The organism is Pseudomonas sp. NPDC012596 (assembly GCF_042902325.1).
Taxonomy (GTDB): domain Bacteria; phylum Pseudomonadota; class Gammaproteobacteria; order Pseudomonadales; family Pseudomonadaceae; genus Aquipseudomonas.
The window spans coordinates 147,188-168,576 of sequence record NZ_JBIBEB010000009.1; the positions used below are offsets into that span (position 1 = coordinate 147,188).

Annotated in this window: 23 protein-coding genes; 4 read left to right on the top strand and 19 right to left on the bottom strand. The window is 63.1% G+C overall.

Annotation, left to right across the window (positions count from 1 at the left end; genetic code table 11):
- The first annotated feature begins 16 nt into the window (after positions 1–16).
- On the top strand, positions 17–352 hold the full coding sequence (locus ACFY68_RS13455) for a YbaB/EbfC family nucleoid-associated protein (RefSeq protein ID WP_008093501.1): 336 nt from the start codon (positions 17–19) through the stop codon (positions 350–352).
- 90 nt (positions 353–442) lie between these two features.
- On the opposite strand, the gene proC is transcribed toward ACFY68_RS13455, so the two are convergent.
- Positions 443–1,237 carry a pyrroline-5-carboxylate reductase gene (gene proC / locus ACFY68_RS13460; RefSeq protein ID WP_387527892.1) on the bottom strand — a complete coding sequence of 265 codons (795 nt, stop codon included), beginning with the start codon at positions 1,235–1,237 and terminating at the stop codon, positions 443–445.
- Positions 1,238–1,584: 347 nt separating this feature from the next.
- Between proC and ACFY68_RS13465 the strand changes: the two genes are divergently transcribed.
- Entirely contained in the window at positions 1,585–2,910 is a 1,326-nt protein-coding gene (locus ACFY68_RS13465) for an MFS transporter (RefSeq protein ID WP_387527895.1), read from the top strand.
- Positions 2,911–3,103: 193 nt separating this feature from the next.
- On the top strand, positions 3,104–3,706 hold the full coding sequence (gene recR / locus ACFY68_RS13470; protein WP_346615961.1) for a recombination mediator RecR: 603 nt from the start codon (positions 3,104–3,106) through the stop codon (positions 3,704–3,706).
- Positions 3,707–3,821: 115 nt separating this feature from the next.
- On the opposite strand, the gene ACFY68_RS13475 is transcribed toward recR, so the two are convergent.
- The 16 genes from ACFY68_RS13475 to ccoN (ACFY68_RS13550) form a co-directional block, all read right to left on the bottom strand.
- A complete protein-coding gene (locus ACFY68_RS13475; protein WP_003254303.1) occupies positions 3,822–4,370 on the bottom strand; it encodes an adenine phosphoribosyltransferase in 549 nt (182 codons plus the stop codon).
- Between the two features lie 56 nt (positions 4,371–4,426).
- Complete coding sequence (gene fnrA, locus ACFY68_RS13480; protein WP_054884113.1) at positions 4,427–5,161, bottom strand: Crp/Fnr family transcriptional regulator FnrA; 735 nt, start codon at positions 5,159–5,161, stop codon at positions 4,427–4,429.
- A 186-nt stretch (positions 5,162–5,347) separates the two neighbouring features.
- Positions 5,348–6,730 (bottom strand): oxygen-independent coproporphyrinogen III oxidase, encoded by a 1,383-nt coding sequence (gene hemN, locus ACFY68_RS13485; protein WP_387527900.1) that lies wholly within the window; start codon positions 6,728–6,730, stop codon positions 5,348–5,350.
- A 204-nt stretch (positions 6,731–6,934) separates the two neighbouring features.
- Positions 6,935–7,618, bottom strand: a complete 684-nt coding sequence (locus ACFY68_RS13490; RefSeq protein ID WP_346615963.1) for a sulfite exporter TauE/SafE family protein — start codon at positions 7,616–7,618, stop codon at positions 6,935–6,937.
- Entirely contained in the window at positions 7,611–7,823 is a 213-nt protein-coding gene (gene ccoS / locus ACFY68_RS13495; protein ID WP_387527903.1) for a cbb3-type cytochrome oxidase assembly protein CcoS, read from the bottom strand. Before ccoS ends, ACFY68_RS13490 begins: the two co-directional genes overlap by 8 nt.
- A gap of 13 nt (positions 7,824–7,836) precedes the next feature.
- Positions 7,837–10,281 (bottom strand): heavy metal translocating P-type ATPase, encoded by a 2,445-nt coding sequence (locus tag ACFY68_RS13500; protein ID WP_387527906.1) that lies wholly within the window; start codon positions 10,279–10,281, stop codon positions 7,837–7,839.
- 58 nt (positions 10,282–10,339) lie between these two features.
- Positions 10,340–10,867 carry a FixH family protein gene (locus tag ACFY68_RS13505; protein WP_387527909.1) on the bottom strand — a complete coding sequence of 176 codons (528 nt, stop codon included), beginning with the start codon at positions 10,865–10,867 and terminating at the stop codon, positions 10,340–10,342.
- Between the two features lie 15 nt (positions 10,868–10,882).
- Positions 10,883–12,298 (bottom strand): cytochrome c oxidase accessory protein CcoG, encoded by a 1,416-nt coding sequence (gene ccoG / locus ACFY68_RS13510; protein ID WP_387527912.1) that lies wholly within the window; start codon positions 12,296–12,298, stop codon positions 10,883–10,885.
- Between the two features lie 291 nt (positions 12,299–12,589).
- The gene (gene ccoP / locus ACFY68_RS13515; RefSeq protein WP_387527915.1) at positions 12,590–13,570 is read right to left on the bottom strand and encodes a cytochrome-c oxidase, cbb3-type subunit III; all 981 of its coding nucleotides are present in this window, start codon (positions 13,568–13,570) and stop codon (positions 12,590–12,592) included.
- Positions 13,567–13,764 carry a cbb3-type cytochrome oxidase subunit 3 gene (locus ACFY68_RS13520; RefSeq protein ID WP_387527918.1) on the bottom strand — a complete coding sequence of 66 codons (198 nt, stop codon included), beginning with the start codon at positions 13,762–13,764 and terminating at the stop codon, positions 13,567–13,569. Before ACFY68_RS13520 ends, ccoP (ACFY68_RS13515) begins: the two co-directional genes overlap by 4 nt.
- A gap of 5 nt (positions 13,765–13,769) precedes the next feature.
- Positions 13,770–14,378 (bottom strand): cytochrome-c oxidase, cbb3-type subunit II, encoded by a 609-nt coding sequence (gene ccoO / locus ACFY68_RS13525; protein WP_346615969.1) that lies wholly within the window; start codon positions 14,376–14,378, stop codon positions 13,770–13,772.
- Entirely contained in the window at positions 14,378–15,820 is a 1,443-nt protein-coding gene (ccoN, locus tag ACFY68_RS13530; protein WP_346615970.1) for a cytochrome-c oxidase, cbb3-type subunit I, read from the bottom strand. Before ccoN (ACFY68_RS13530) ends, ccoO (ACFY68_RS13525) begins: the two co-directional genes overlap by 1 nt.
- A gap of 456 nt (positions 15,821–16,276) precedes the next feature.
- Complete coding sequence (ccoP, locus tag ACFY68_RS13535; RefSeq protein ID WP_387527922.1) at positions 16,277–17,218, bottom strand: cytochrome-c oxidase, cbb3-type subunit III; 942 nt, start codon at positions 17,216–17,218, stop codon at positions 16,277–16,279.
- The gene (locus ACFY68_RS13540) at positions 17,215–17,409 is read right to left on the bottom strand and encodes a CcoQ/FixQ family Cbb3-type cytochrome c oxidase assembly chaperone (RefSeq protein ID WP_346615984.1); all 195 of its coding nucleotides are present in this window, start codon (positions 17,407–17,409) and stop codon (positions 17,215–17,217) included. Before ACFY68_RS13540 ends, ccoP (ACFY68_RS13535) begins: the two co-directional genes overlap by 4 nt.
- 5 nt (positions 17,410–17,414) lie before the next feature.
- The gene (gene ccoO, locus ACFY68_RS13545; protein ID WP_346615972.1) at positions 17,415–18,023 is read right to left on the bottom strand and encodes a cytochrome-c oxidase, cbb3-type subunit II; all 609 of its coding nucleotides are present in this window, start codon (positions 18,021–18,023) and stop codon (positions 17,415–17,417) included.
- Positions 18,024–18,036: 13 nt separating this feature from the next.
- Complete coding sequence (gene ccoN, locus ACFY68_RS13550) at positions 18,037–19,461, bottom strand: cytochrome-c oxidase, cbb3-type subunit I (protein WP_387527926.1); 1,425 nt, start codon at positions 19,459–19,461, stop codon at positions 18,037–18,039.
- 49 nt (positions 19,462–19,510) lie between these two features.
- Between ccoN (ACFY68_RS13550) and ACFY68_RS13555 the strand changes: the two genes are divergently transcribed.
- Entirely contained in the window at positions 19,511–20,203 is a 693-nt protein-coding gene (locus tag ACFY68_RS13555; RefSeq protein ID WP_387527929.1) for an alpha/beta family hydrolase, read from the top strand.
- A gap of 112 nt (positions 20,204–20,315) precedes the next feature.
- Here ACFY68_RS13555 and ACFY68_RS13560 read toward each other — a convergent pair whose 3' ends face one another.
- Complete coding sequence (locus ACFY68_RS13560; RefSeq protein WP_012315400.1) at positions 20,316–20,600, bottom strand: pyrimidine/purine nucleoside phosphorylase; 285 nt, start codon at positions 20,598–20,600, stop codon at positions 20,316–20,318.
- 89 nt (positions 20,601–20,689) lie between these two features.
- Positions 20,690–21,235, bottom strand: coding sequence for an exonuclease domain-containing protein (locus ACFY68_RS13565; RefSeq protein WP_346615975.1), 546 nt, complete (start codon positions 21,233–21,235; stop codon positions 20,690–20,692).
- Between the last annotated feature and the right edge of the window lie 154 nt (positions 21,236–21,389).

Genomic DNA, 21,389 nt, shown 5'->3' on the forward strand with positions numbered 1-21,389 from the left:
ATCGAGGTATACCCCCATGATGAAAGGTGGCATGGCCGGCCTGATGAAGCAGGCCCAGCAGATGCAGGAAAAAATGGCCAAGATGCAGGAAGAGCTGGCCAACGCCGAAGTGACTGGCCAATCCGGTGGCGGCCTGGTCAGCGTGGTGATGACCGGTCGCCATGACGTCAAGCGCGTCAGCATCGACCAGAGCCTGATGTCGACCGACGAAGACGACAAGGAAGTGCTCGAAGACCTGATCGCTGCCGCGCTGAACGACGCTGTGCGCAAGGTCGAGCAGAGCAGCCAGGAAAAAATGGGTGGCATGACCGCCGGCATGCAACTGCCGCCGGGCTTCAAGATGCCGTTCTAAGGCATTTGCACCGAAAACCGCCACTGGGAAACCGTGGCGGTTTTTTATTGGGTTTGCTGATTGAATGGTTCAAACAATCAACCTCGGCCCTCACTCGCCTTTGGACAATTCCACTGATCGCCGATGTGCAGCAAAGGCAGCCGCACCCACCAGTTCGCGAAGTTTGCCGTCCCCTTCAAATACTTCAATGGCAGCCGCCGTCGTGCCGTTCGGTGAAGTTACCGCTGCTCGAAGTTCGGTGAAATCGGCATGTGGCTGATGTTGCAAAGTGGCAGCGCCCCACGCAGTTTGCGCTGCCAGCTTGCGCGCCAGCTCCGCTTCCAGGCCTAACTTCACACCGGCCTGTGCCAACGCTTCGCTAAACAGGTGATAGTACGCCGGCCCGCTTCCACTGATAGCTGTGACTGCGTCAAGTTGCTCTTCTTCGGCAACCCAATGTGCGGCGCCGACTGCTTCGAACAGTTGACTGATGGCTGCCTTGCGCGCCATATCCAGCTCCCCGCTCGCATAGAGCCCGGTGCAACCCGCTGCCACGAGTACCGGAGTATTAGGCATGGCCCTGACCACCGGGCAGCGCTGCCTCAGCGCGCAGTTCAGTGTGGCTTCGGTAACACCAGCGGCAACCGATATCACGATGGCCTGGCTGCACTGGTGGTCGCTCAGACCCCCAAGTGCATCATTCACATAGGCGGGTTTCACGGCCAGGACGATTAGCTGAAACGCCTGGTCGTGAGGGACCTCTTCAAGCCGTGCATAGCAGCCAGCCCCGGCATCCTTAGCCAAACCCGGATCGACAATGGTCAAGCGCTCTACCAGCCCAGCTTTAAGCCAGGCATTACCCAGCGCGCCGCCCATGCGCCCATAGCCGATAAATAGCACATTCATTGGATGCTCTCCGTGTAGTTGTTGTTGTGTCATTTTTAGATTAAGAGCATTTCCCTGTTGGGTGCAACCCGGTGCAACTTTGAATGTTCATTCAATTAAAACCTTGCGGTGGGGTTTTTTCTTCCCAGGCACCATTATGGTGAGCTCGATGTTTTTTTCTGTGAAAACGAATCAAAACAGGGCATTTCCTTAATAATTTAAAAAAATTTAAAGATTAAACGTTTAATCTGGGTTGCACCTTTTTCCACAGTTTGAATACCATCCGCTCGCAACGGTGCAACCTGGTTGCTCTTTGTCACACTTCACACAGTGCTCGCCGACATAACATCAAAAAAACGGAGACTCGAATGATGCCGTCCAGTGCAACTCCCCCAGCAACCCAGGGGCGTGGCCGAGCCTTGGTCGCCAGCCTTACCGGCAGCTCCATCGAATGGTTCGACTACTTCCTCTACGGCACCGCCGCCGCCCTTGTATTCAACAAGCTGTTCTTCCCGACCTTCGACCCGGTGGTCGGCCTGCTGCTGGCGTACCTATCGTTTTCCCTGACCTTCTTCGTGCGGCCAATCGGCGGCGTGCTGTTCGCGCACATTGGCGACCGTATCGGCCGCAAGAAAACCCTGGTCATTACCCTGTCGCTGATGGGCGGCGCTACGGTGCTGATCGGCTGCTTGCCCACCTATGAGCATATCGGCGTCTGGGCACCCATCCTGCTCATCAGCCTGCGTGTGATCCAAGGCTTGGGCATCGGTGGCGAATGGGGCGGCGCGCTGCTGCTGGCCTACGAGTACGCACCGGCCAAACGCAAGGGCCTGTTCGGCAGCGTTCCGCAGGTGGGGGTGACGGTTGGCATGCTGTTGGCAACCATGGCCGTGAGCTTGATGGCCATGTTGCCGGAAGACCAGTTCATGAGCTGGGGCTGGCGTGTGCCCTTCGTGCTGAGCGCGGGCCTGGTGTTCCTTGGCCTGTGGATTCGACATGGCCTGGACGAAACCCCGGACTTCAAGAAAGCCAAGGAAACCGGCAACGTGGCCAAGATGCCGCTGGTTGAAACCCTGCGCGACCACTGGCGCGAAGTGCTGATCGCCGCCGGCCTGAAAGTGGTGGAAACGGCGCCTTTCTATATCTTCTCCACGTTCGTGGTCAGTTATGCGGTGACCACTCTGGGTTACAGCAAGGTCAGTACCCTGAATGCGGTGATGATCGGTGCGGCAGTCGCCTCGCTGATGATTCCGCTGATGGGCTGGCTGTCGGACAAGGTCGGGCGCAAGGTGGTCTACATTGCCGGTATTCTGCTGATCGCCGCGTTCATCGTGCCGTACTTCATGTTGCTTGATACCCGCACCACCTGGGGCCTGATGCTGGCCACGGTGATTGCCTTCGGCGTACTGTGGGCGCCGGTGACCGCCGTGCTGGGTACCATGAGTTCGGAGATCTTCTCAACCCGTGTGCGCTACACCGGCATCACCCTGGGCTATCAGCTGGGCGCCGCCCTGGCTGGCGGTACCGCGCCGCTGATCGCGACTTTCTTGCTCAGCCGTTACAACGGCAGCTGGCAACCGGTCGCCCTGTACTTGCTGGGTACGGTGCTGATCTCGCTGGTCGCAGTACTGGCCGTGCGCACTGGCCGGCGCGACGACCAGCAAACGCCGCTGCGCGGGGCGGTCGAGTCCTGAGCCCCTGGCTATCGCTGCAAGCGAAGGCCTGCGGCGATAGCCGGATTCAGTGAGGCGCGGGTGAACGCGTGCTGGGCAGCCGGGGTCAACTGCAACGCTGGGTCAGTTGTTTTTACCCGTGACGTGGGAGATTTGACGCTGCCAGCCCGCGCCGGTATAAACCGCCTCTCATTGATTTATCAGGCCATCCCCCATGAGCTTCAGCCCCCTCATCCGCCAACTGATCGACGCCCTGCGTACTCTGCCCGGTGTTGGCCAGAAAACCGCCCAGCGCATGGCGCTGCAGCTGCTCGAGCGTGACCGCAGTGGTGGTGTGCGCCTGGCCCAGGCGCTGAGCCAAGCCATGGAAGGGGTTGGCCATTGCCGCCAGTGCCGCACCCTGACCGAGCAGGAGTTGTGCCCGCAGTGCGCCGATACGCGCCGTGACGACACCCAGTTGTGCGTGGTGGAAGGGCCGATGGACGTATATGCGGTGGAGCAGACCGGTTATCGCGGCCGCTACTTCGTGCTCAAGGGGCACCTGTCGCCGCTCGATGGCCTGGGGCCTGAGGCGATTGGTGTGCCGCAACTGATGGCGCGGATCGAAGAGCAGGGCAGCTTTACCGAAGTTATCCTGGCGACCAACCCGACTGTGGAAGGGGAGGCGACGGCGCATTACATCGCGCAGTTGCTGGCGGAGAAGGGCTTGGTGGCATCGCGGATTGCCCACGGCGTGCCGCTGGGTGGCGAGCTGGAGCTGGTCGATGGCGGAACCTTGGCGCATGCCTTTGCGGGGCGTCGGCCGATTTCCCTTTGAATTGAATCGTCCGGGGCCGCTGTGCGGCCCTTTCCGACCGGTCCCACATGAGTACGCAAATCTGTAGGAGCCGGCTTGCCGGCGATTGGGCCGCAATGCGGCCCACGAGGCTGACTCAGTACTCGCTCAGCGAAAACTCGGTCAGGCAGAAGGTCGGCACACCCGCCGCCTGCAACCGGCGCGAACCATCCAGCTCCGGCAGGTCGATGATTGCCGCCGCCTCGAATACCTGAGCACCGGTTCTGCGCACCAGGTTGGCCGCAGCCAGCAGCGTGCCGCCGGTAGCGATCAGGTCATCGAAGATCAGTACCGAATCCCCTTCGCACAGGCTGTCGGCATGCACTTCAAGGAAGGCTTCGCCGTATTCGGTCTGGTAACCCTCCGACAATACATCGGCCGGCAGCTTACCTTGCTTGCGGAACAGGATCAGCGGCTTGTTCAGCTGGTGGGCGATGATCGAGCCGATCAGGAAACCCCGCGCGTCCATGGCGCCGATGTGGCTGAACTCAGCCTCGACGTAACGCTCGATGAACTGGTCGGCGACATAGCGCAGCCCGCGCGGCGACTGGAACAGCGGAGTGATGTCGCGGAAGATGACGCCCGGTTTGGGGAAGTCCACTACCGGGCGGATCAGGGCTTTGAGGTCGAAGGCTTCGCTGTGCATTGTTGCGGGTATCCTGGGAAAACGAATGCGCCAGTATACCTATTTCAGCCAGGCTTTCAGGCCTCCATTGCTCCGCCGGCCAGCGCACACAGCTGGATCGGGTCGAGAATGTGCACTTCCTTGCCTTCGGCGCGGATCAGGCCGTTCTGCTGGAAGCGGGTGAACACCCGCGACACGGTTTCCACCGCCAGGCCAAGGTAGTTGCCGATTTCGTTGCGCGACATGCTCAGGCGGAACTGATTGGCCGAATAGCCGCGGGCACGGAAGCGCGCGGACAGGTTGACCAGGAAGGTGGCAATGCGTTCGTCGGCGGTCTTTTTCGACAGCAGCAGCATCATTTGCTGGTCATCGCGGATTTCGCGGCTCATTACCCGCATCAGTTGGCGGCGCAGCTGCGGCAGTTGCACCGAGAGCTCGTCCAGGCGCTCGAAGGGGATTTCGCACACCGAGGTGGTCTCCTGGGCCTGGGCCGAGACCGGGTAGGCTTCGGTGTCCATGCCGGACAGGCCGACCAGTTCGCTCGGCAGGTGGAAGCCGGTGATCTGCTCTTCGCCGCTGTCGCTCAGGCTGAAGGTCTTGAGCGCGCCGGAACGTACCGCGTAGACCGAGCCGAAATTGTCACCCTGGCGGAACAGAAACTCGCCTTTTTTCAGCGGTCGCCCGCGTTTGACGATTTCATCCAGTGCATCCATGTCTTCCAGGTTGAGGGAAAGAGGCAGGCACAGGGGGGCCAGGCTGCAATCCTTGCAATGGGCCTGGTTGTGAGCGCGCAGTTTGACTGGCTCGGACATTTGAATCGATCCTTGTGGGAAAGCACACATAAGTCGTAAGGGTAACCTACGGCATAGGGTGTAGGCCAGCGTGCGCTATTGTGGTGCGCCGTGGCCGAACCCCAGCTGCATGATGCCGGGGGTCCGTTGGTGCCCATAGTGTGCCTGGCCGGCAGGCTTGTCCATGCGGTGAATCGACTCGCTAATCTAGATAACGCGAGAGAAACGCTGGTGATTGTGCATCGCCAGGTAGGCATCGAACACCATGCACACCGAGCGGGCCAGCAGGCGCCCGGCTGGCAGAATGCGAATGCCTTTGTCGTCGAGGCGGATCAGGCCGTCGCGTTGCAGGGTAAGCAACTCCGGCCACAGCTCGTTGAAGTAGCCGCGAAAATCGACGGTGAAGGCTTGTTCCATCGGCTCGAAAGCCAGCTCGAAGTGGCAGATCAGTTGCTGGATGACGGCCCGGCGCAGGCGGTCGTCATGGGTGCACACCAGCCCGCGCTGGGTGGGCAGCTGGGCATTGGCAAGCGTGTCCTGGTAGGTATTGAGGTCGCTGCTGTTCTGGCAATACAGGTCACCGATCTGGCTGATCGCCGAAACCCCGAGGCCGATCAGGTCGCAGTGACCGTGGGTGGTGTAGCCCTGGAAATTGCGTTGCAGCGTGCCTTCTTCCTGGGCCACGGCGAGTTCGTCGTCGGGCAGGGCAAAATGGTCCATGCCGATGTAGCGGTAGCCGGCAGCGGTGAGCTGTTCGATGGTGGTGTGGAGCATCTCCAGCTTGGCTGCCGGGGCCGGCAGGTCGTTGTTGTCGATGCGCCGCTGCGGCATGAAGCGTTCCGGCAAGTGGGCGTAGTTGAACACCGACAGGCGGTCTGGCTGCAGGCGGATCACCTCTTCGACGGTGCGCGCGAAGCCTTCGGGTGTCTGCTTGGGCAGGCCGTAGATCAGGTCAAGGTTCACCGAGCGGAACTGTAAGGTGCGCGCCGCCTCGATCAGGGTGCGGGTCTGTTCCAGGCTCTGCAGGCGGTTGACCGCGCGCTGCACCGCCGGGTCCAGGTCCTGCACGCCGAGGCTGACACGGTTGAAGCCCAGTTCGCGAAGCAGGCCCATGGTCGACCAGTCGGCCTCGCGTGGGTCGAGTTCGATGCCGTAGTCACCGGAATCGTCGTCCAGCAGGTTGAAATGCTGGCGCAGAGTGGCCATCAGCTGGCGCAGTTCCACATGGCTGAGGAAGGTCGGCGTGCCGCCGCCAAAATGCAGCTGTTCAACACGTTGTTTAGGGTCCAGGTGGCAGGCGATCAACTGGATCTCCTGCTCCAGGCGCTGAAGATAGGGCGCGGCGCGGCCGCGATCCTTGGTGATGACCTTGTTGCAGGCGCAGTAGTAGCAGATGTTGGCGCAGAACGGCACGTGCACGTACAGCGACAGCGGGCGCACCGCCCGGCGGCTTTCCCGCAGGGCGTGAAGCAGGTCGAACGAGCCCACTTCGCTGTGCAGTTGCACGGCGGTGGGGTAGGAGGTGTAGCGCGGGCCGGCCAGATCGTAGCGGCGGATCAGGTCGGCATCCCAGCGTAGATCTTCGAGCATGTGGGCGGTCCCCGGAAAGAGCAGCAGTGCCCCGGAGTCTATGGCCGTCTGTAGGAATCTGTGTTGATTTGTATCAACAGCAAAGGGGCCGCTGCGCAGCGCTGCGGTCCGCCGCCACGGCAAGCCGGGCCCCACATTTACTTTGGCGCTGCATAACGCTGTGGGAGCCGGCTTGCCGGCGATTGGGCTGTGCAGCAGCCCCTGTCAGTGCCCCATCAACCAGTGCTGGTGCGGCCCAGGCAAGGTCCACACGCCGAACAGGATCACCAGCAGGCCGCCCGCCATCCGCACGCTACGCCGGCGCAACAGGCTGTTCACTTGCTCTGCCGCCAACCCGGTCGCTAACAATACCGGCCAGGTACCCAACCCGAACGCCAGCATCAGCGCTGCGCTATACCCCGCATTGCCCTGGCTGGCCGCCCACAGCAAGGTGCTGTACACCAGCCCGCACGGCAGCCAGCCCCACAGGGCGCCGAGCAGCAGGGCACGGGGCAGGCTGGAGACTGGCAGCAAGCGTGAGGCCATGGGCTGGATATGCCGCCACAGCCCTCTGCCCAGCGCTTCGATCCGCGTCAGCCCGCTCCACCAGCCGGCCAGGTACAGCCCCATGGCGATCAGCAGCAGCGCGGCGACCACCCGTAGCGCCAGGGCCGCCGGGCTACTGGCAACGGCCCAGCCGGCCAGGCCGAGCAGCAGGCCAGCGCAGGCGTAACTGAGGATGCGCCCCAGGTTGTACGCCAGCAGCAGGCGCGCGCGCCGGCCGCGTTGCTCTGGCGGGATGGCCAGGGTCAGGGCGCCCATCAGGCCGCCGCACATGCCCAGGCAGTGGCCACCGCCCAGCAAACCGAGGACCAGCGCCGAGCCGAGCAGGGGGAGCAGGTCAGGCACGGGGCGTTGGGTCCTTGTCTTGCGGCTGGTCGGCTTCGGGCTTTACGGCGGCCTGGTGGCGCGGGTCCTGGTCGTCGAACAGGATGCTGTGGGCAGGGCCTTCGAGGTCGTCATACTGGCCGCTGTCCACCGCCCAGAAGAAGATGTACACGGCCACGCCGACGAGCAGCAGGGCGGCCGGGATCATGACATAGAGGGCTGGCATGGGCGGCTCCTGATCAGGCAATGGCAGGTTGTGCGGGACTGCTGACGGCCGCCGTGCCCGGCAGCCGGGTCAGGCGCAGGGCGTTGAGGACGACGATCAGCGAGCTGACCGACATGCCGACGGCGGCCCACACCGGGGTGATCCAGCCGAGCGCGGCAAACGGCAACATGAGGCCATTATACAGGGTCGCCCAGAGCAGGTTCTCGAGGATATTGCGGCGGGTACGGCGGGCCAGGTCGAACGCCTGTACCAGCGCCTGCAGGCGGTTGCTCAACAGCACTGCATCGGCGCTGGTTTTCGCAAGGTCGGTGGCGCTGCCCATGGCGATGCTGATGTCGGCGGCGGCCAGCACCGGCACATCATTGACCCCGTCGCCGAGCATCAATACCTTGCGCCCAGCGGTCTGTAGCGCTTTTAGCCGGTCCAGCTTGTCGTCCGGGCGCAGGCCGCCAATGGCCTGGTCGATGCCCAGTTGCGCGGCCACTTCAGCGACCATCGGTGAGCTGTCGCCCGACAACAGCAGCGTGCGCCAGCCACGTGCCTTGCAGGCTGCCAGCAGGGCAGGGGCGTCATCGCGCAGGCGGTCATCCAGGCCGAACCAGGCCAACGGGCCTTCGCGGTCCCCCAGCAACAGCCACTGGCCGCGAGGTTCTGGTACAGGGGGTATTTCGGCGCCGCTGAGGGCGCAGACGAAAGTGGCCTGGCCGATGCGCAGCGGCTGGCCGTCTACCCGCCCTTCCAGGCCCAGGCCAGGCACCGTTTGCACATCGTCTGCAGCTGCAGCGTTGCGCCCGAAGGCCCGGGCGATGGGGTGTTCGGAGCGGTTTTCCAGTGCGGCAGCCAGGGCCAGGCAACGGTCGGGGGGGAGTGCACCCAGCGGGCGAATGCTGCGTAGGGTCAGGCGGCCTTCGGTGAGGGTGCCGGTCTTGTCGAAAATGACCGTGTCGATCTGGTTGAGGCCTTCCAGCACATGCCCCCGGGTGATCAGCAGGCCGCGTTTGTGCAAGGTGCCGGTGGCGGCTGTGAGCGCCGTTGGCGTGGCCAGGGACAGCGCGCACGGGCAGGTCGCCACGAGCATGGCCAGGACGATCCAGAAGGCCCGGGCCGGGTCCAGCTGCCACCACCACAAGCCGATCACCACGGCGGCCACCAGGCTCAACAGCAAGAACAACTGCGAGGCCCGGTCAGCGATCTCGGCCAGGCGCGGCTTTTCGGTTTGCGCGCGTTCAAGCAGGCGGACAATGGCAGACAGCCGTGATTGCTGGCCGAGGGCTTCGACTTCGATGTTCAGGGTGCTTTCGACATTCAGAGTGCCGCCGGTAACCCGTTCGCCCACCCGCCGAGGTTGCGGCAGGTACTCGCCGGTCAGCAGCGATTCGTCGACACTGGAGCGGCCCTCGACGATGCGCCCGTCGGCCGGGATCACTGCCCCGGGCAGCACTTGCACGGTGTCGCCGCGCTGCAGTTCGCTGAGCAGGATGCGCTCGGCGCGGCCGATGACGTCCAGGCGCAGGCACGAGGCCGGCAGCAGGTTGACCAGCTGTGCGGTGGCCGCAGCCGTGCGCTCGCGGGCGCGACGTTCGAGGTAGCGGCCGGTGAGCAGGAACAGCGCGAACATGCCCACGGTGTCGAAATACAGCTCGCCGCTGCCGGTGATCGCCGTCCAGATACCTGCACCGAAGGCCAGTGCGATAGCCAGCGATACCGACACATCCATGGTCAGGTGGCGCGTTCGCAGGTCGCGCGCGGCCCCCTTGAAAAACGGTGCGCAGCTGTAGAAGACGATGGGGATGGTCAGAAACAGCGCCACCCAGCGCAGGATGGTGTGCAGCTCGGGCGACAGGTCGATGTTGAATTCCGGCCAGGTTGCCATGGTTGCCATCATCGCCTGGAACCACAGCAGCCCGGCCACGCCGAGCCGGCGCAGGGCCCTGCGGTTTTCGCCGGCCAGCTGTTCGGCGGCCTGGTCGGGCTGGTACGGGTGCGCGGCATAGCCGATCTGGCGCAGCTCGGCCAGCAGCCGGGACAGCGGCAGCTGATGGTCCTCCCAGCTGATCAGTAGCCGGTGGTTGGACAAGTTGAGCCGGGCCTCGGCAACGCCGGGCACATTACGCAGGTGTTTCTCGATCAGCCAGCCGCAGGCGGCGCAACTGATGCCCTCGACCAGCAAGGTGGCTTCGGCCAGCTCGCCGGCGTGGTGGACGAAGGCCTGCTGTACGTCACTGCGGTCATAGAGGGCCAGCTCATCCTGCACCTGCCTGGGCAGGGCTTCGGGGTTGGCGCTGCTGTCGCTGCGGTGCTGGTAATAGTGCTCCAGGCCGCCGGCGACGATGGCTTCGGCCACCGCCTGGCAGCCAGGGCAGCAGAATTGTCGTGGCTCATCGAGTACCACGGCAGTGAAGCGGCTACCGGCAGGGACGGGCAGGGCGCAGTGGTAGCAGGGGGTGGGCTGGGTCATAAGGCGAGTACGTATCGGCAGTGAGGAACGGATCCTGTGGGAAATGAATGTGATGCGGCTATTGGTGCTCGGCACCCTGCAGCGCTTCATCGCCCAGCTGCAAGGTCACGCCATGCTCGACCTTCTCCTCCTCGAACAACCGCCACACATGCTCACCCTGGCTGCCCAGCAGCTCGACGAAGCGCCGGCCATCGACCTTGTCATCCAGCTGGCCGACATACCGCCCGGGTTCAGCAAGGCTCAGCAACACCTTGCGGTCCTTGCCCGGCTGGGTCGGTGAAATCAGGTTCAGTTCCAGGCTTTGTGGGTTGCTGTTGCCGGTCAGGCGCACGTCCACTTCGCCGGTCAGCTCGTCCAGGTGCACGCTGGCCTTGAGGTTCAGGGTTTGCGCCAGCAGTTCGCGGTCCAGCGAGCGGTTGATGCCCTTGCCGGCCTCGTAGTAGTTGTCGTTGACCAGGTTGTCCGGGTTGCGCACGGCGATGCTGACCATCGTCAGGCTCAGGCACACCGACGTGGTGAGGATGCCGATGATGATCCAGGGCCAGAGGTGCTTGTACCAGGGGCTGGTGGCGGTGGCGGCAGGCATTGTGCGAATTCTCTCTCAGCGGATCTGTGGGCCGATGAAGCGGCTCTTGGCTTCGACCTCGGCGGCGCTGTCGTCGGCGCTTTTGAGGATGAAGGTGATTTCGTTGGTGGTCGAGGGCAGTTTCTCGGGGGCGACCGACAACTGCACCGGCAGGCTGACGATGTCGCCGGCGGCCACGCGGATTTCGCGCTGGCCTTCCAGGCGCAGGTCGGGCAGGCCGGCTGCGTCGAGCACGTACACGTGGTCGCGTTGGTCCTTGTTCATGACCTTGAGGCTGTACACGTTCTCGATCCGGCCCTGGGCGTTTTCGCGGTACAGCACGCGGTCCTTGCTGACGTCGAAGCCGACCAGCGAGCGGGTGGCGAAAGCGGTGGCCAGGGCGCCAATCATCACCAGCAGCACCAGGGCATAGCCGATCAGCCGTGGGCGCAGCATGTGGGTCTTCTGCCCCGACAGGTTGTGCTCGGTGGTGTAGCTGATCAGGCCTTTGGGGTAGTTCATCTTCTCCATGATGCTGTCACAGGCATCGATGCACGCGGCGCAGCCGATGCACTCGATCTGCAGGCCGTCGCGGATGTCGATGCCGGTGGGGCAGACCTGCACGCACATGGTGCAGTCGATGCAGTCGCCCAGGCCCTGGGCCTTGTAGTCGGTGTCCTTTTTACGCGGGCCGCGGGTTTCGCCGCGACGCGGGTCGTAGGAAACGATCAGTGTGTCCTTGTCGAACATCACGCTCTGGAAGCGCGCATAGGGGCACATGTACACACACACCTGCTCGCGCAACCAGCCGGCGTTGCCGTAGGTGGCGAGGGTGAAGAAACCGACCCAGAAGTACGCCCAGCCATCGGCTTGGCCGGTGAAGAATTCGATGACCAGCTCACGGATCGGAGAGAAATAGCCGACGAAGGTCATGCCGGTGACGAACCCGATCAGCAGCCACAGGCTGTGCTTGACGAACTTGCGCAGGAACTTGTTGCCGCTCATGGGGGCTCTGTCGAGCTTCATGCGTTGGTTGCGGTCACCCTCGGTGACTTTTTCGCACCACATGAAAATCCACGTCCACACGCTTTGCGGGCAGGTGTAGCCGCACCAGACGCGGCCGGCGTACACCGTGACGAAGAACAGGCCGAAAGCGGCAACGATGAGGATGCCCGAAAGCAGGATGAAGTCTTGTGGCCAGATGGTGGCGCCGAAGATATAGAACTTGCGTTCGGGCAGGTTCCACCACACGGCCTGGTGGCCGCCCCAGTTCAGCCACACGGTGCCGAAGTAGAGCAGAAACAGCACCGCCCCGCCGACCATCCGCAGCCTGCGGAAGATGCCGGTGAAGGCGCGGGTGTAGATTTTCTCGCGGGAGGCGTAGAGGTCGACGGAGTCCTTCCCTTTGCTGGCAGGCGGGGTGACATCATGTACCGGAATTTGCTTGCTCATCATCAAGTCCCACGGCAGTGGAAAAACGCCGCGGCCAGTGCGTGCCGGCCACAGTCTCGCGCATTCTGCTAGCGCTCTGCGGCCCATGATACGCCGGTGATGGCACTTCGGGGACGCGCTGCGACCTTTAGCCGCATTGGGTTCGTGGTGTGAATCGTGATATGGCGGGTGTCAATTGATCCAGGTCATCTTGTGCTGAATTGCCCGGCCTCTTCGCGGGTAAACCCGCTCCTACAAAGGGCGCGCAATCCTTGTAGGAGCGGATTCATCCGCGAAGAGGCCTGGCCTGCCTTACTCAGCCTTTTCAGGCTCCTGCTGCTGATGCGAAAGGCTGTACACATAAGCCGCCAGCAGGTGCACCTTGTCGTTACCCTGCAGCTGCTCCTGCGCTGGCATCTGCCCCTGGCGCCCGTAGCGGATGGTCTGCTGCAACTGGGCGAAGCTCGACCCATAGATGAACGCCTGCGGATGGGTCAGGTTGGGCGCGCCCATTGCCGGCGTACCCTTGCCTTCCGGCCCGTGGCAGGCCACGCAGTTGGCAGCGAAGATCTTCTGGCCGTTCTCGGCATCGGCCTTGACGCCTTCAGGCAGGGTACGGCCATCGAGCTTACTCACCACGAACGCCGCGACATCGGCCACGCCTTGTTCACCGATCACTTCCGACCAGGCCGGCATCACGCCATGACGACCGCCCATGATGGAGGTCTTGATGGTTTCCGGCTCGCCGCCCCAGCGCCAGTCGTTGTCGGTCAGGTTGGGGAAGCCGTAGGCACCCTTGGCGTCGGAGCCGTGGCACACCGAGCAGTTGGAGGCGAACAGCCGGGCGCCCATCTTCAGCGCTTGCGGCTGCTGGGCTACCTCTTCGATCGGCATGGCCGCGTACTTGGCGAAGATCGGCCCGAAGCGGGCATCGGCCTTGGCCATTTCCTTTTCCCACTCGTGCACGCCGGTCCAGCCTGGCTGGCCATTGGTGAACTCGGTCTGCTTATCGTTATCCAGGTACGAATACCCCGGTAACACACCTTTCCAGTTGCCCAGGCCCGGGTACAGCACCAGGTAGCCGAGGGCGAAGATGATGGTGCCGACGAACAGCCAGAACCACCACTTGGGCAGTGGGTTGTCGTATTCCTCGATGCCATCGAAAGCATGCCCGACGGTTTCGTCGGTGGCCTCTTCGCGCTGGCCCTTGCGGGTGGACAGCAGCAGCCAGGTCAACGCGAAGATGGTGCCCAGGGTCAGGACGGTGACGTACAGACTCCAGAAGGTTGTCATTGTTGTTTGCTCCCAGAAGCTTTTGCTTGCGCTTGCTCGACGTGCGTTTTGGCCTCGGGGTCATCGGCGAACGGCAGTTGGGTCGCCTCGTCGAACGCCTGCTTGCGCCGTGGGTTGAACACCCACAACGCCAGGCCCACGAAGGCCACCATCACCACGACGGTACCCAGGCCGCGAATCATCCCGATATCCATCAGCGTCACCGTTTGCTTTTGATGATGGTGCCAAGACCTTGCAGGTACGCCACCAGGGCGTCCATTTCGGTCTTGCCCTTGACCGCGTCAGCGGCACCGGCGATGTCCGCATCGGTGTACGGCGTGCCCAGGGTACGCAGCACCTCGAGCTTCTTGGCGGTGTCCTTGCCGTCGAGCTTGTTCTCTACCAGCCACGGGTAGGACGGCATCTTCGACTCCGGCACCACGTTGCGCGGGTTGTAAAGGTGCGCACGGTGCCAGTCATCGGAGTAGCGGCCACCGACGCGGGCCAGGTCCGGCCCGGTGCGCTTGGAACCCCACAGGAACGGGTGGTCCCAGACGCTTTCACCGGCCACCGAATAGTGGCCGTAGCGCTCGGTTTCGGCGCGGAACGGGCGGATCATCTGCGAGTGGCAGCCCACGCAGCCTTCGCGGATATAGATGTCGCGGCCTTCGACTTCCAGCGCGGTGCGCGGCTTCATGCCTTCGACGGGTTTGTTGGTGACGTCCTGGAAAAACAGCGGGACGATCTGGGTGAGGCCACCGACGCTCACGGCGATGACCATGAAGAAGGCCAGCAGGCCTATGTTCTTCTCGACAGCTTCATGCTTCATCAGTGCGCTCCCACGACGACGATCTTGGCCGCTTCATCCGCTTCTACCGGGTTGGCCGCGCGTACGGTACGCAACACGTTGTAGGCCATCAGCAGCATGCCGGAGGCGAAGAACGCACCGCCCAGTGCCCGCACGATGTAGCCCGGATGGCTGGCCTGCAGGGCTTCGACGAAGGAGTAGGTGAGCGTGCCGTCATCGTTGATGGCGCGCCACATCAGGCCCTGGGTAATGCCGTTGACCCACATCGAGGCGATGTACAGCACGGTGCCGATGGTTGCCAGCCAGAAGTGCGCGTTGATCAAGCCGACGCTGTGCATCTGTGCCCGCCCATACAACCGGGGAATCATGTGGTAGACCGCGCCGATCGAGATCATCGCCACCCAGCCGAGCGCGCCGGCATGGACGTGGCCGATGGTCCAGTCGGTGTAGTGCGACAGCGAGTTGACCGTCTTGATGGCCATCATCGGGCCTTCGAAGGTGGACATGCCGTAGAATGCCAGGGACACCACGAGGAAGCGCAGGATCGGGTCGGTGCGCAGTTTGTGCCAGGCACCGGACAGGGTCATCATGCCGTTGATCATGCCGCCCCAGCTTGGCGCCAGCAGGATGATCGACATCACCATGCCCAGCGACTGGGCCCAGTCGGGCAGTGCGGTGTAGTGCAGGTGGTGCGGGCCGGCCCAGATGTACAGGGTGATCAGCGCCCAGAAGTGAACGATCGACAGGCGATACGAGTAGATCGGTCGCTCGGCTTGCTTGGGTACGAAGTAGTACATCATCCCCAGGAAGCCGGTGGTGAGGAAGAAGCCTACGGCGTTGTGCCCGTACCACCACTGGATCATCGCGTCGGTGGCGCCGGCATAGGCCGAGTACGACTTGAACAGGCTCACCGGCAGCGAGATGTGGTTGACGATGTGCAGCATCGCGGTGACCACGATGAAGGCGCCGTAGAACCAGTTGCCGACGTAGATGTGCTTGGTCTTGCGCTTGACGATGGTGCCGAAGAACACCAGCCCGTAGGTAACCCAGACGATGGCCAGCAAGATCGCCAGTGGCCATTCGAGCTCGGCGTATTCCTTGGTGGTGGTGTAGCCCATCGGCAAGGTGATCAGAGCACCGACGATGACTGCCTGCCAACCCCAGAAGGTGAAGGCGGCCATGCTGTCGGAGATCAGCCGGGTCTGGCAGGTTCGCTGCACCACGTAGTAGCTGGTGCCGAACAACGCACAGCCGCCGAAGGCGAAGATGACCAGGTTGGTGTGCAGCGGGCGCAGGCGGCCGAAACTGGTCCAGGGCAGGTCCAGGTTCAGTTGCGGCCACACCAGCTGCGAGGCGATGAAGACGCCGAGGCCCATGCCAAGGATCCCCCAGACCACCGTCATGATGGCGAACTGGCGGACGACCTTATAGTTATAAGCAGTCGGACTGAGTGCTGTGCTCATTCTAAGGTTCCACGGTTTTGGTGTTCTTGTTGGTTGAAAAATCGGCGCCAGTATCGATAACCACCAGGGTTATGGCAACGCAAGGAGACTTGCGCCGACCCGTGTCCGGGCCCTTTTGCCGGTGTCCCGAGGCACTAGGGTCTGGGAGATTGTACACAAATAAATATTTGTAATGTGTACCGTTTTTCGCCTTTTTCTGATCGTTCGGTCAAGCTTTTTTTGGGCGGCGTCAGGCGATGCGCCGCGTCTGCTCCGCTGGATTGGCAGCGAAGCCCACTGTGGCAACAAGCTTAGTTCTGTTCGGAGGGGGTGCAAGGGGAGGGGCGAGGCGGGGAAGTGCAGGGGTTGCTTTGCAGCCCAATCGCCGGCAAGCCGGCTCCCACAGGAGTTTGCAACGCTGCGATAACTGTGGGAGCCGGCTTGCCGGCGATTGGGCCGCAAAGCGGCCCCGGGGTATTACTTGGCGGTCACGGTTTCGGCAACATCACCCTGCGACAGGCTGTACACATAAGCCGCCAGCAGGTGCACCTTGTCATTCCCCTGAATATCCACCTGGGCCGGCATCTGCCCCTGGCGGCCATAGCGAATGGTCTGCTGCAACTGGGCAAAGCTCGAACCGTAGATGAACGCCTGCGGGTGGTTCAGGTTCGGCGCGCCCATGGCTGGGGTACCGTTGCCTTCAGGGCCATGGCAGGCCACGCAGTTGCCAGCGAAGATTTCCTTGCCTTTGGCCACGTCAGCCTTGGTGCCTTCGGGCAGGCTGCGGCCATCGAGGTTGGTCAGCACGTAGGCGGCCACATCCGCCACGCCCTGCTCGCCGATCACTTCAGCCCAGGCCGGCATCACGCCGTGGCGGCCATTCATGATCGACGCCTTGATGGTCTCCGGCTCGCCACCCCAGCGCCAGTCGTTGTCGGTCAGGTTGGGGAAGCCATAGGCGCCCTTGGCGTCGGAGCCGTGGCACACCGAGCAGTTGGAGGCAAACAGACGGCCGCCCATCTTCAACGCCTGTGGGTCCTTTGCCACCTCCTCGACGGGCATGGCGGCGTACTTGGCGAAGATCGGCCCGAACCTGGCGTCGGCCTTGTCCATTTCCTTCTGCCATTCGTTCACGCCGGTCCAGCCATTCTCGTAGCCGGGCAGGATGCCTTTCCAGTTGCCCAGGCCCGGGTAGAGGATCAGGTAGCCCACCGCAAACACCAAAGTGCCGACGAACAGCCAGAACCACCACTTGGGCAGCGGGTTGTCATACTCCTCGATGCCATCGAAGCTGTGGCCCATGGTCTGGTCGGTGGTATCGCTACTCTGGCCCTTGCGGGTCGACAGCAACAGCCAGGTCAGGCCAATCAGACTGCCGATGGTCAGTACGCTGATGTACGTACTCCAGAAGGTGGTCATTGCCCGGAACTCCTCTTGGCAGCAGGTTCCTGCCCGGCAGGGGGCAGGCGGTCGTCGACGAAGGGCAGCAGGCGCGCTTCGGCGAAATCATGGTCGCGGCGGCGGTTGAAAACCCACAGCGAAAGGCCGATGAAGGCGACCATCACCACCAGGGTGCCCAGGCCGCGGATCATGCCGATGTCCATTTCCATCGCACTCACCTCTTGTTCTTGATGGCGGTGCCGAGCACCTGCAGGTAGGCGACCAGGGCGTCCATTTCGGTCTTGCCCTTGACCGCGTCGCGGGCGCCGGCGATGTCTTCGTCGCTGTACGGCACGCCCAGGGTGCGCAGGGTGCGCATCTTGGTGTCGGTGTGGCTGTTGTCCACTTGCGCTGCGACCAGCCACGGGTAGGACGGCATCTTCGACTCCGGCACCACGTTGCGCGGGTTGTAGAGGTGCGCACGGTGCCAGTCATCGGAGTAGCGGCCACCGACACGCGCCAGGTCCGGCCCGGTGCGCTTTGAGCCCCACAGGAACGGGTGGTCCCACACGCTTTCACCGGCCACCGAATAGTGGCCGTAGCGCTCGGTTTCGGCGCGGAACGGGCGGATCATCTGCGAGTGGCAGCCCACGCAGCCTTCGCGGATGTAGATATCGCGGCCTTCCAACTGCAGCGCGGTGTAGGGCTTCATGCCTTCGACCGGCTTGTTGGTGACGTCCTGGAAGAACAGCGGGACGATCTGGGTAAGGCCACCGATGCTGACGGCGAACACCATCAGCAGCGCCATCAGGCCGACGTTTTTCTCGATCACTTCATGTTTCATCAGGCAGGTCTCCTCAGGCCAGCTGGGCGTTGGCAGGGGCGGCTTCGGTGGCCGGTGCACGCACGGTGCGCCAGGTGTTCCAGGCCATCAGGAACATGCCACTGAGGAAGATCGCGCCACCGACGAAGCGCACCACGAAGCCCGGGTGGCTGGCCACCAGGGTTTCCACGAACGAGTAGGTGAGCGTGCCGTCGCTGTTGACCGCGCGCCACATCAGGCCCTGGGCGATGCCGTTGACCCACATCGAGGCGATGTACAGCACGGTGCCAATGGTCGCCAGCCAGAAGTGCGCGTTGATCAGCCCAAGGCTGTACATGCGCGCTTTGCCGAACACTTGCGGGATGGTGTGGTACAGCGCGCCGATGGAGATCATCGCCACCCAGCCGAGGGCACCGGCGTGCACGTGGCCGATGGTCCAGTCGGTGTAATGCGACAGGGCGTTGACGGTCTTGATGGCCATCATCGGGCCTTCGAAGGTGGACATGCCGTAGAACGCCAGGGACACCACGAGGAAGCGCAGGATCGGGTCGCTGCGCAGTTTGTGCCAGGCGCCGGACAAGGTCATCATGCCGTTGATCATGCCGCCCCAGCTCGGTGCCAGCAGGATCAGCGACATCACCATGCCCAGCGACTGCGCCCAGTCAGGCAGCGCGGTGTAGTGCAGGTGGTGCGGGCCGGCCCAGATGTACAGGGTGATCAGTGCCCAGAAGTGGACGATCGACAGGCGATACGAATACACCGGGCGCTCGGCCTGCTTGGGCACGTAGTAGTACATCATCCCCAGGAAGCCTGCGGTGAGGAAGAAGCCCACGGCGTTGTGGCCATACCACCACTGCACCATGGCATCGGTGGCGCCGGCATAAACCGAGTACGACTTGGTCAGGCTGACCGGCAGCTCCAGGTTGTTGACGATGTGCAGCAGCGCCACGGTCAGGATGAAAGCGCCGAAGAACCAGTTACCCACATAGATGTGCTTGGTATTGCGTTTCATCAGCGTGCCGAAGAACACGATGGCGTAGCAGACCCAGACGATGGTGATCAGGATGTCGATCGGCCATTCCAGCTCGGCGTATTCCTTGGAGCTGGTGTAGCCCAGCGGCAGGGTGATGGCCGCCAGCAGGATCACCAGTTGCCAGCCCCAGAAGGTGAACGCGGCCAGGCCCGGTGCAAACAGGGTGGTCTGGCAGGTGCGTTGCACCGAATAATAGGAGGTGGCGAACAGTGCACAGCCGCCGAACGCAAAGATCACCGCATTGGTATGCAGTGGGCGCAGGCGGCCGAAGCTGGTCCAGGGGAGGTCGAAGTTGAGGGAAGGCCAGGCGAGCTGGGCGGCGATGAAGACGCCGAGCCCCATCCCGACGATTCCCCACACCACCGTCATGATGGCGAATTGGCGGACCACCTTGTAGTTATAGGCGGTACTGCTGGTTGTGTTCATGTATGGGTTCCCATCCACGGTTATTGGCAGGCTTTACAGCGAGGCAAGCATGAGTAATGGGCAAAGTGCCGGTATTGACGGGGATCAATGGGCGAAGGTCGCAAATGTCCCAGGCTTGCGCTGCGATCCCCCGCAAAATCAGGGGGATAGCAGCCCGTCCGCGTGCCTGATCCTGGCCCACGGCGCGGGTGCGCCGATGGACAGCGGGTTCATGGACGAGATGGCGCAAAGGCTGGCGGCGCTTGGGGTCGGCGTGGTCCGCTTCGAGTTCCCGTACATGGCCGAGCGCAGGGTCGGGGGCGGCAAGCGGCCACCCAACCCGCAAAAGGTATTGCTGGAATGCTGGCGCGAGGTGTACCGGCAGGTGCGACCTTTGGTCACGGGTAGGCTGGCGATTGGTGGCAAGTCGATGGGCGGGCGCATGGCCAGCCTGCTGGCTGACGAACTGGGCGCGGACGCGCTGGTGTGCCTGGGGTATCCGTTCTATGCCGTGGGCAAGCCGGAAAAGCCACGGGTCGAGCACCTGGCCGGGCTGCAGACGCCGACATTGATCGTGCAGGGCGAACGCGATGCGCTGGGTAATCGCGAGGCCGTGCAGGGTTATGCGCTGTCACCGTCGATCGAGGTGAGCTGGCTGGTGGCGGGGGATCATGACCTTAAGCCGCTGAAGGCTTCGGGGTTCAGCCATGAGCAGCACTTGCAGGCGGCGGCTGAGAAGGTGGCGGGGTTTCTTGTGAAATAGTGTTGCCTTCATCGCCGGCAAGCCGGCTCCCACAGGCGTATCACAGCGTCGAGCACTGCGGGGTTCCTGTAGGAGCCGGCTTGCCGGCGATGAGGCCGGAGCAGGCTACCGCTTAGTCGCGATACTCGCACAGGTAAGCAGTATCCACCGCCACCTTCAGCTGGAACTTGCTGTCAGCGGCCACGTTGAACTTGTCGCCAGCGTTGAAGGTTTCCCAGTTGTCGCTGCCCGGCAGCTTCACGGTCAGCGCACCGGAAACCACGTGCATGATTTCGCGCTTGGCGGTACCGAACTCGTATTCGCCCGGTGCCATGACGCCGACGGTGGCCGGGCCTTCAGTGCCTTCGAAGGCGATCGACTTGACGGTACCATCGAAGTATTCATTGACCTTGAACATGGGGCGACTCCTGAAAAGGGGGATGAAAAAGGGCTGGCCAGTATGCCCAAGCCCATCCGCCCCGTCATCTGCTTTCACGGGCCCTGGTTTCAGACGCTCGGCAGGCTCAAGGGCAGCAACCGGGCGGTATTGCGCGCATCTTCCAGCGCCCGGTGTTGTTGCCCGCAAAAGTGCATGCCGGCCAGTTGCAGTGCGCCGTTGAGCCCGGCCGGGCGCTGCAGGTGGCGGGCCTTGGCGAAGCGCTGCTTGAGGTTGATGTGCGGCAGGTTGCGCAACAGGCTGTCGAGGTGATGCTGCCGCCATTCCTGCAGCAATTGCTGGCGGTCGTAATCGCCCCAGCTCACCCACGCCTGCAACTGACCGCGGTGGTGGCCCAGCCAGCGTTCGAAGCACCCCCACACCTCGGGCAAGGCCGCCGCGCTGTCGACGTTGGCCTGGCTGATATGGGTGAGCTCACGGCAGAACGGCGTCAGTTGCGGCCGCCGCCGTGGCCGCACGAAGCGCTGGAAGTGGTCCACTTCCCGGCCGTCACGGGTCACCAGGCTGGCGCCGATTTCTATGATTTCCATCTCTGTGACCGGCCAGCCACCTTCATCGGTGGTGGCTTCCAGGTCGATCACCAACCAGTGGCCCATACCAGGCTCCCTCGCCATACATGCTAGAGCAGCGTAGCCAATGTCTGGCCACACGGCATCCCCTGGCAAAATGCCGTTGTTTTGGCATAACCAGCGGTTGTGCGCTGCCGGGAAAACGCCTAGCTTAAGGCGCATCCAGGTATGAACCGTGATG

Coding starts and splice junctions, on each gene's coding strand:
- ACFY68_RS13455 (WP_008093501.1), top strand. CDS start 17: ATGATGAAAGGTGGCATGGCCGGCCTGATGAAGCAGGCCCAGCAGATG.
- proC (WP_387527892.1), bottom strand. CDS start 1,237: ATGAATGTGCTATTTATCGGCTATGGGCGCATGGGCGGCGCGCTGGGT.
- ACFY68_RS13465 (WP_387527895.1), top strand. CDS start 1,585: ATGATGCCGTCCAGTGCAACTCCCCCAGCAACCCAGGGGCGTGGCCGA.
- recR (WP_346615961.1), top strand. CDS start 3,104: ATGAGCTTCAGCCCCCTCATCCGCCAACTGATCGACGCCCTGCGTACT.
- ACFY68_RS13475 (WP_003254303.1), bottom strand. CDS start 4,370: ATGCACAGCGAAGCCTTCGACCTCAAAGCCCTGATCCGCCCGGTAGTG.
- fnrA (WP_054884113.1), bottom strand. CDS start 5,161: ATGTCCGAGCCAGTCAAACTGCGCGCTCACAACCAGGCCCATTGCAAG.
- hemN (WP_387527900.1), bottom strand. CDS start 6,730: ATGCTCGAAGATCTACGCTGGGATGCCGACCTGATCCGCCGCTACGAT.
- ccoS (WP_387527903.1), bottom strand. CDS start 7,823: ATGCCAGCCCTCTATGTCATGATCCCGGCCGCCCTGCTGCTCGTCGGC.
- ACFY68_RS13500 (WP_387527906.1), bottom strand. CDS start 10,281: ATGACCCAGCCCACCCCCTGCTACCACTGCGCCCTGCCCGTCCCTGCC.
- ACFY68_RS13505 (WP_387527909.1), bottom strand. CDS start 10,867: ATGCCTGCCGCCACCGCCACCAGCCCCTGGTACAAGCACCTCTGGCCC.
- ccoG (WP_387527912.1), bottom strand. CDS start 12,298: ATGAGCAAGCAAATTCCGGTACATGATGTCACCCCGCCTGCCAGCAAA.
- ccoP (WP_387527915.1), bottom strand. CDS start 13,570: ATGACAACCTTCTGGAGTCTGTACGTCACCGTCCTGACCCTGGGCACC.
- ACFY68_RS13520 (WP_387527918.1), bottom strand. CDS start 13,764: ATGGATATCGGGATGATTCGCGGCCTGGGTACCGTCGTGGTGATGGTG.
- ccoO (WP_346615969.1), bottom strand. CDS start 14,378: ATGAAGCATGAAGCTGTCGAGAAGAACATAGGCCTGCTGGCCTTCTTC.
- ccoN (WP_346615970.1), bottom strand. CDS start 15,820: ATGAGCACAGCACTCAGTCCGACTGCTTATAACTATAAGGTCGTCCGC.
- ccoP (WP_387527922.1), bottom strand. CDS start 17,218: ATGACCACCTTCTGGAGTACGTACATCAGCGTACTGACCATCGGCAGT.
- ACFY68_RS13540 (WP_346615984.1), bottom strand. CDS start 17,409: ATGGAAATGGACATCGGCATGATCCGCGGCCTGGGCACCCTGGTGGTG.
- ccoO (WP_346615972.1), bottom strand. CDS start 18,023: ATGAAACATGAAGTGATCGAGAAAAACGTCGGCCTGATGGCGCTGCTG.
- ccoN (WP_387527926.1), bottom strand. CDS start 19,461: ATGAACACAACCAGCAGTACCGCCTATAACTACAAGGTGGTCCGCCAA.
- ACFY68_RS13555 (WP_387527929.1), top strand. CDS start 19,511: ATGAGTAATGGGCAAAGTGCCGGTATTGACGGGGATCAATGGGCGAAG.
- ACFY68_RS13560 (WP_012315400.1), bottom strand. CDS start 20,600: ATGTTCAAGGTCAATGAATACTTCGATGGTACCGTCAAGTCGATCGCC.
- ACFY68_RS13565 (WP_346615975.1), bottom strand. CDS start 21,235: ATGGGCCACTGGTTGGTGATCGACCTGGAAGCCACCACCGATGAAGGT.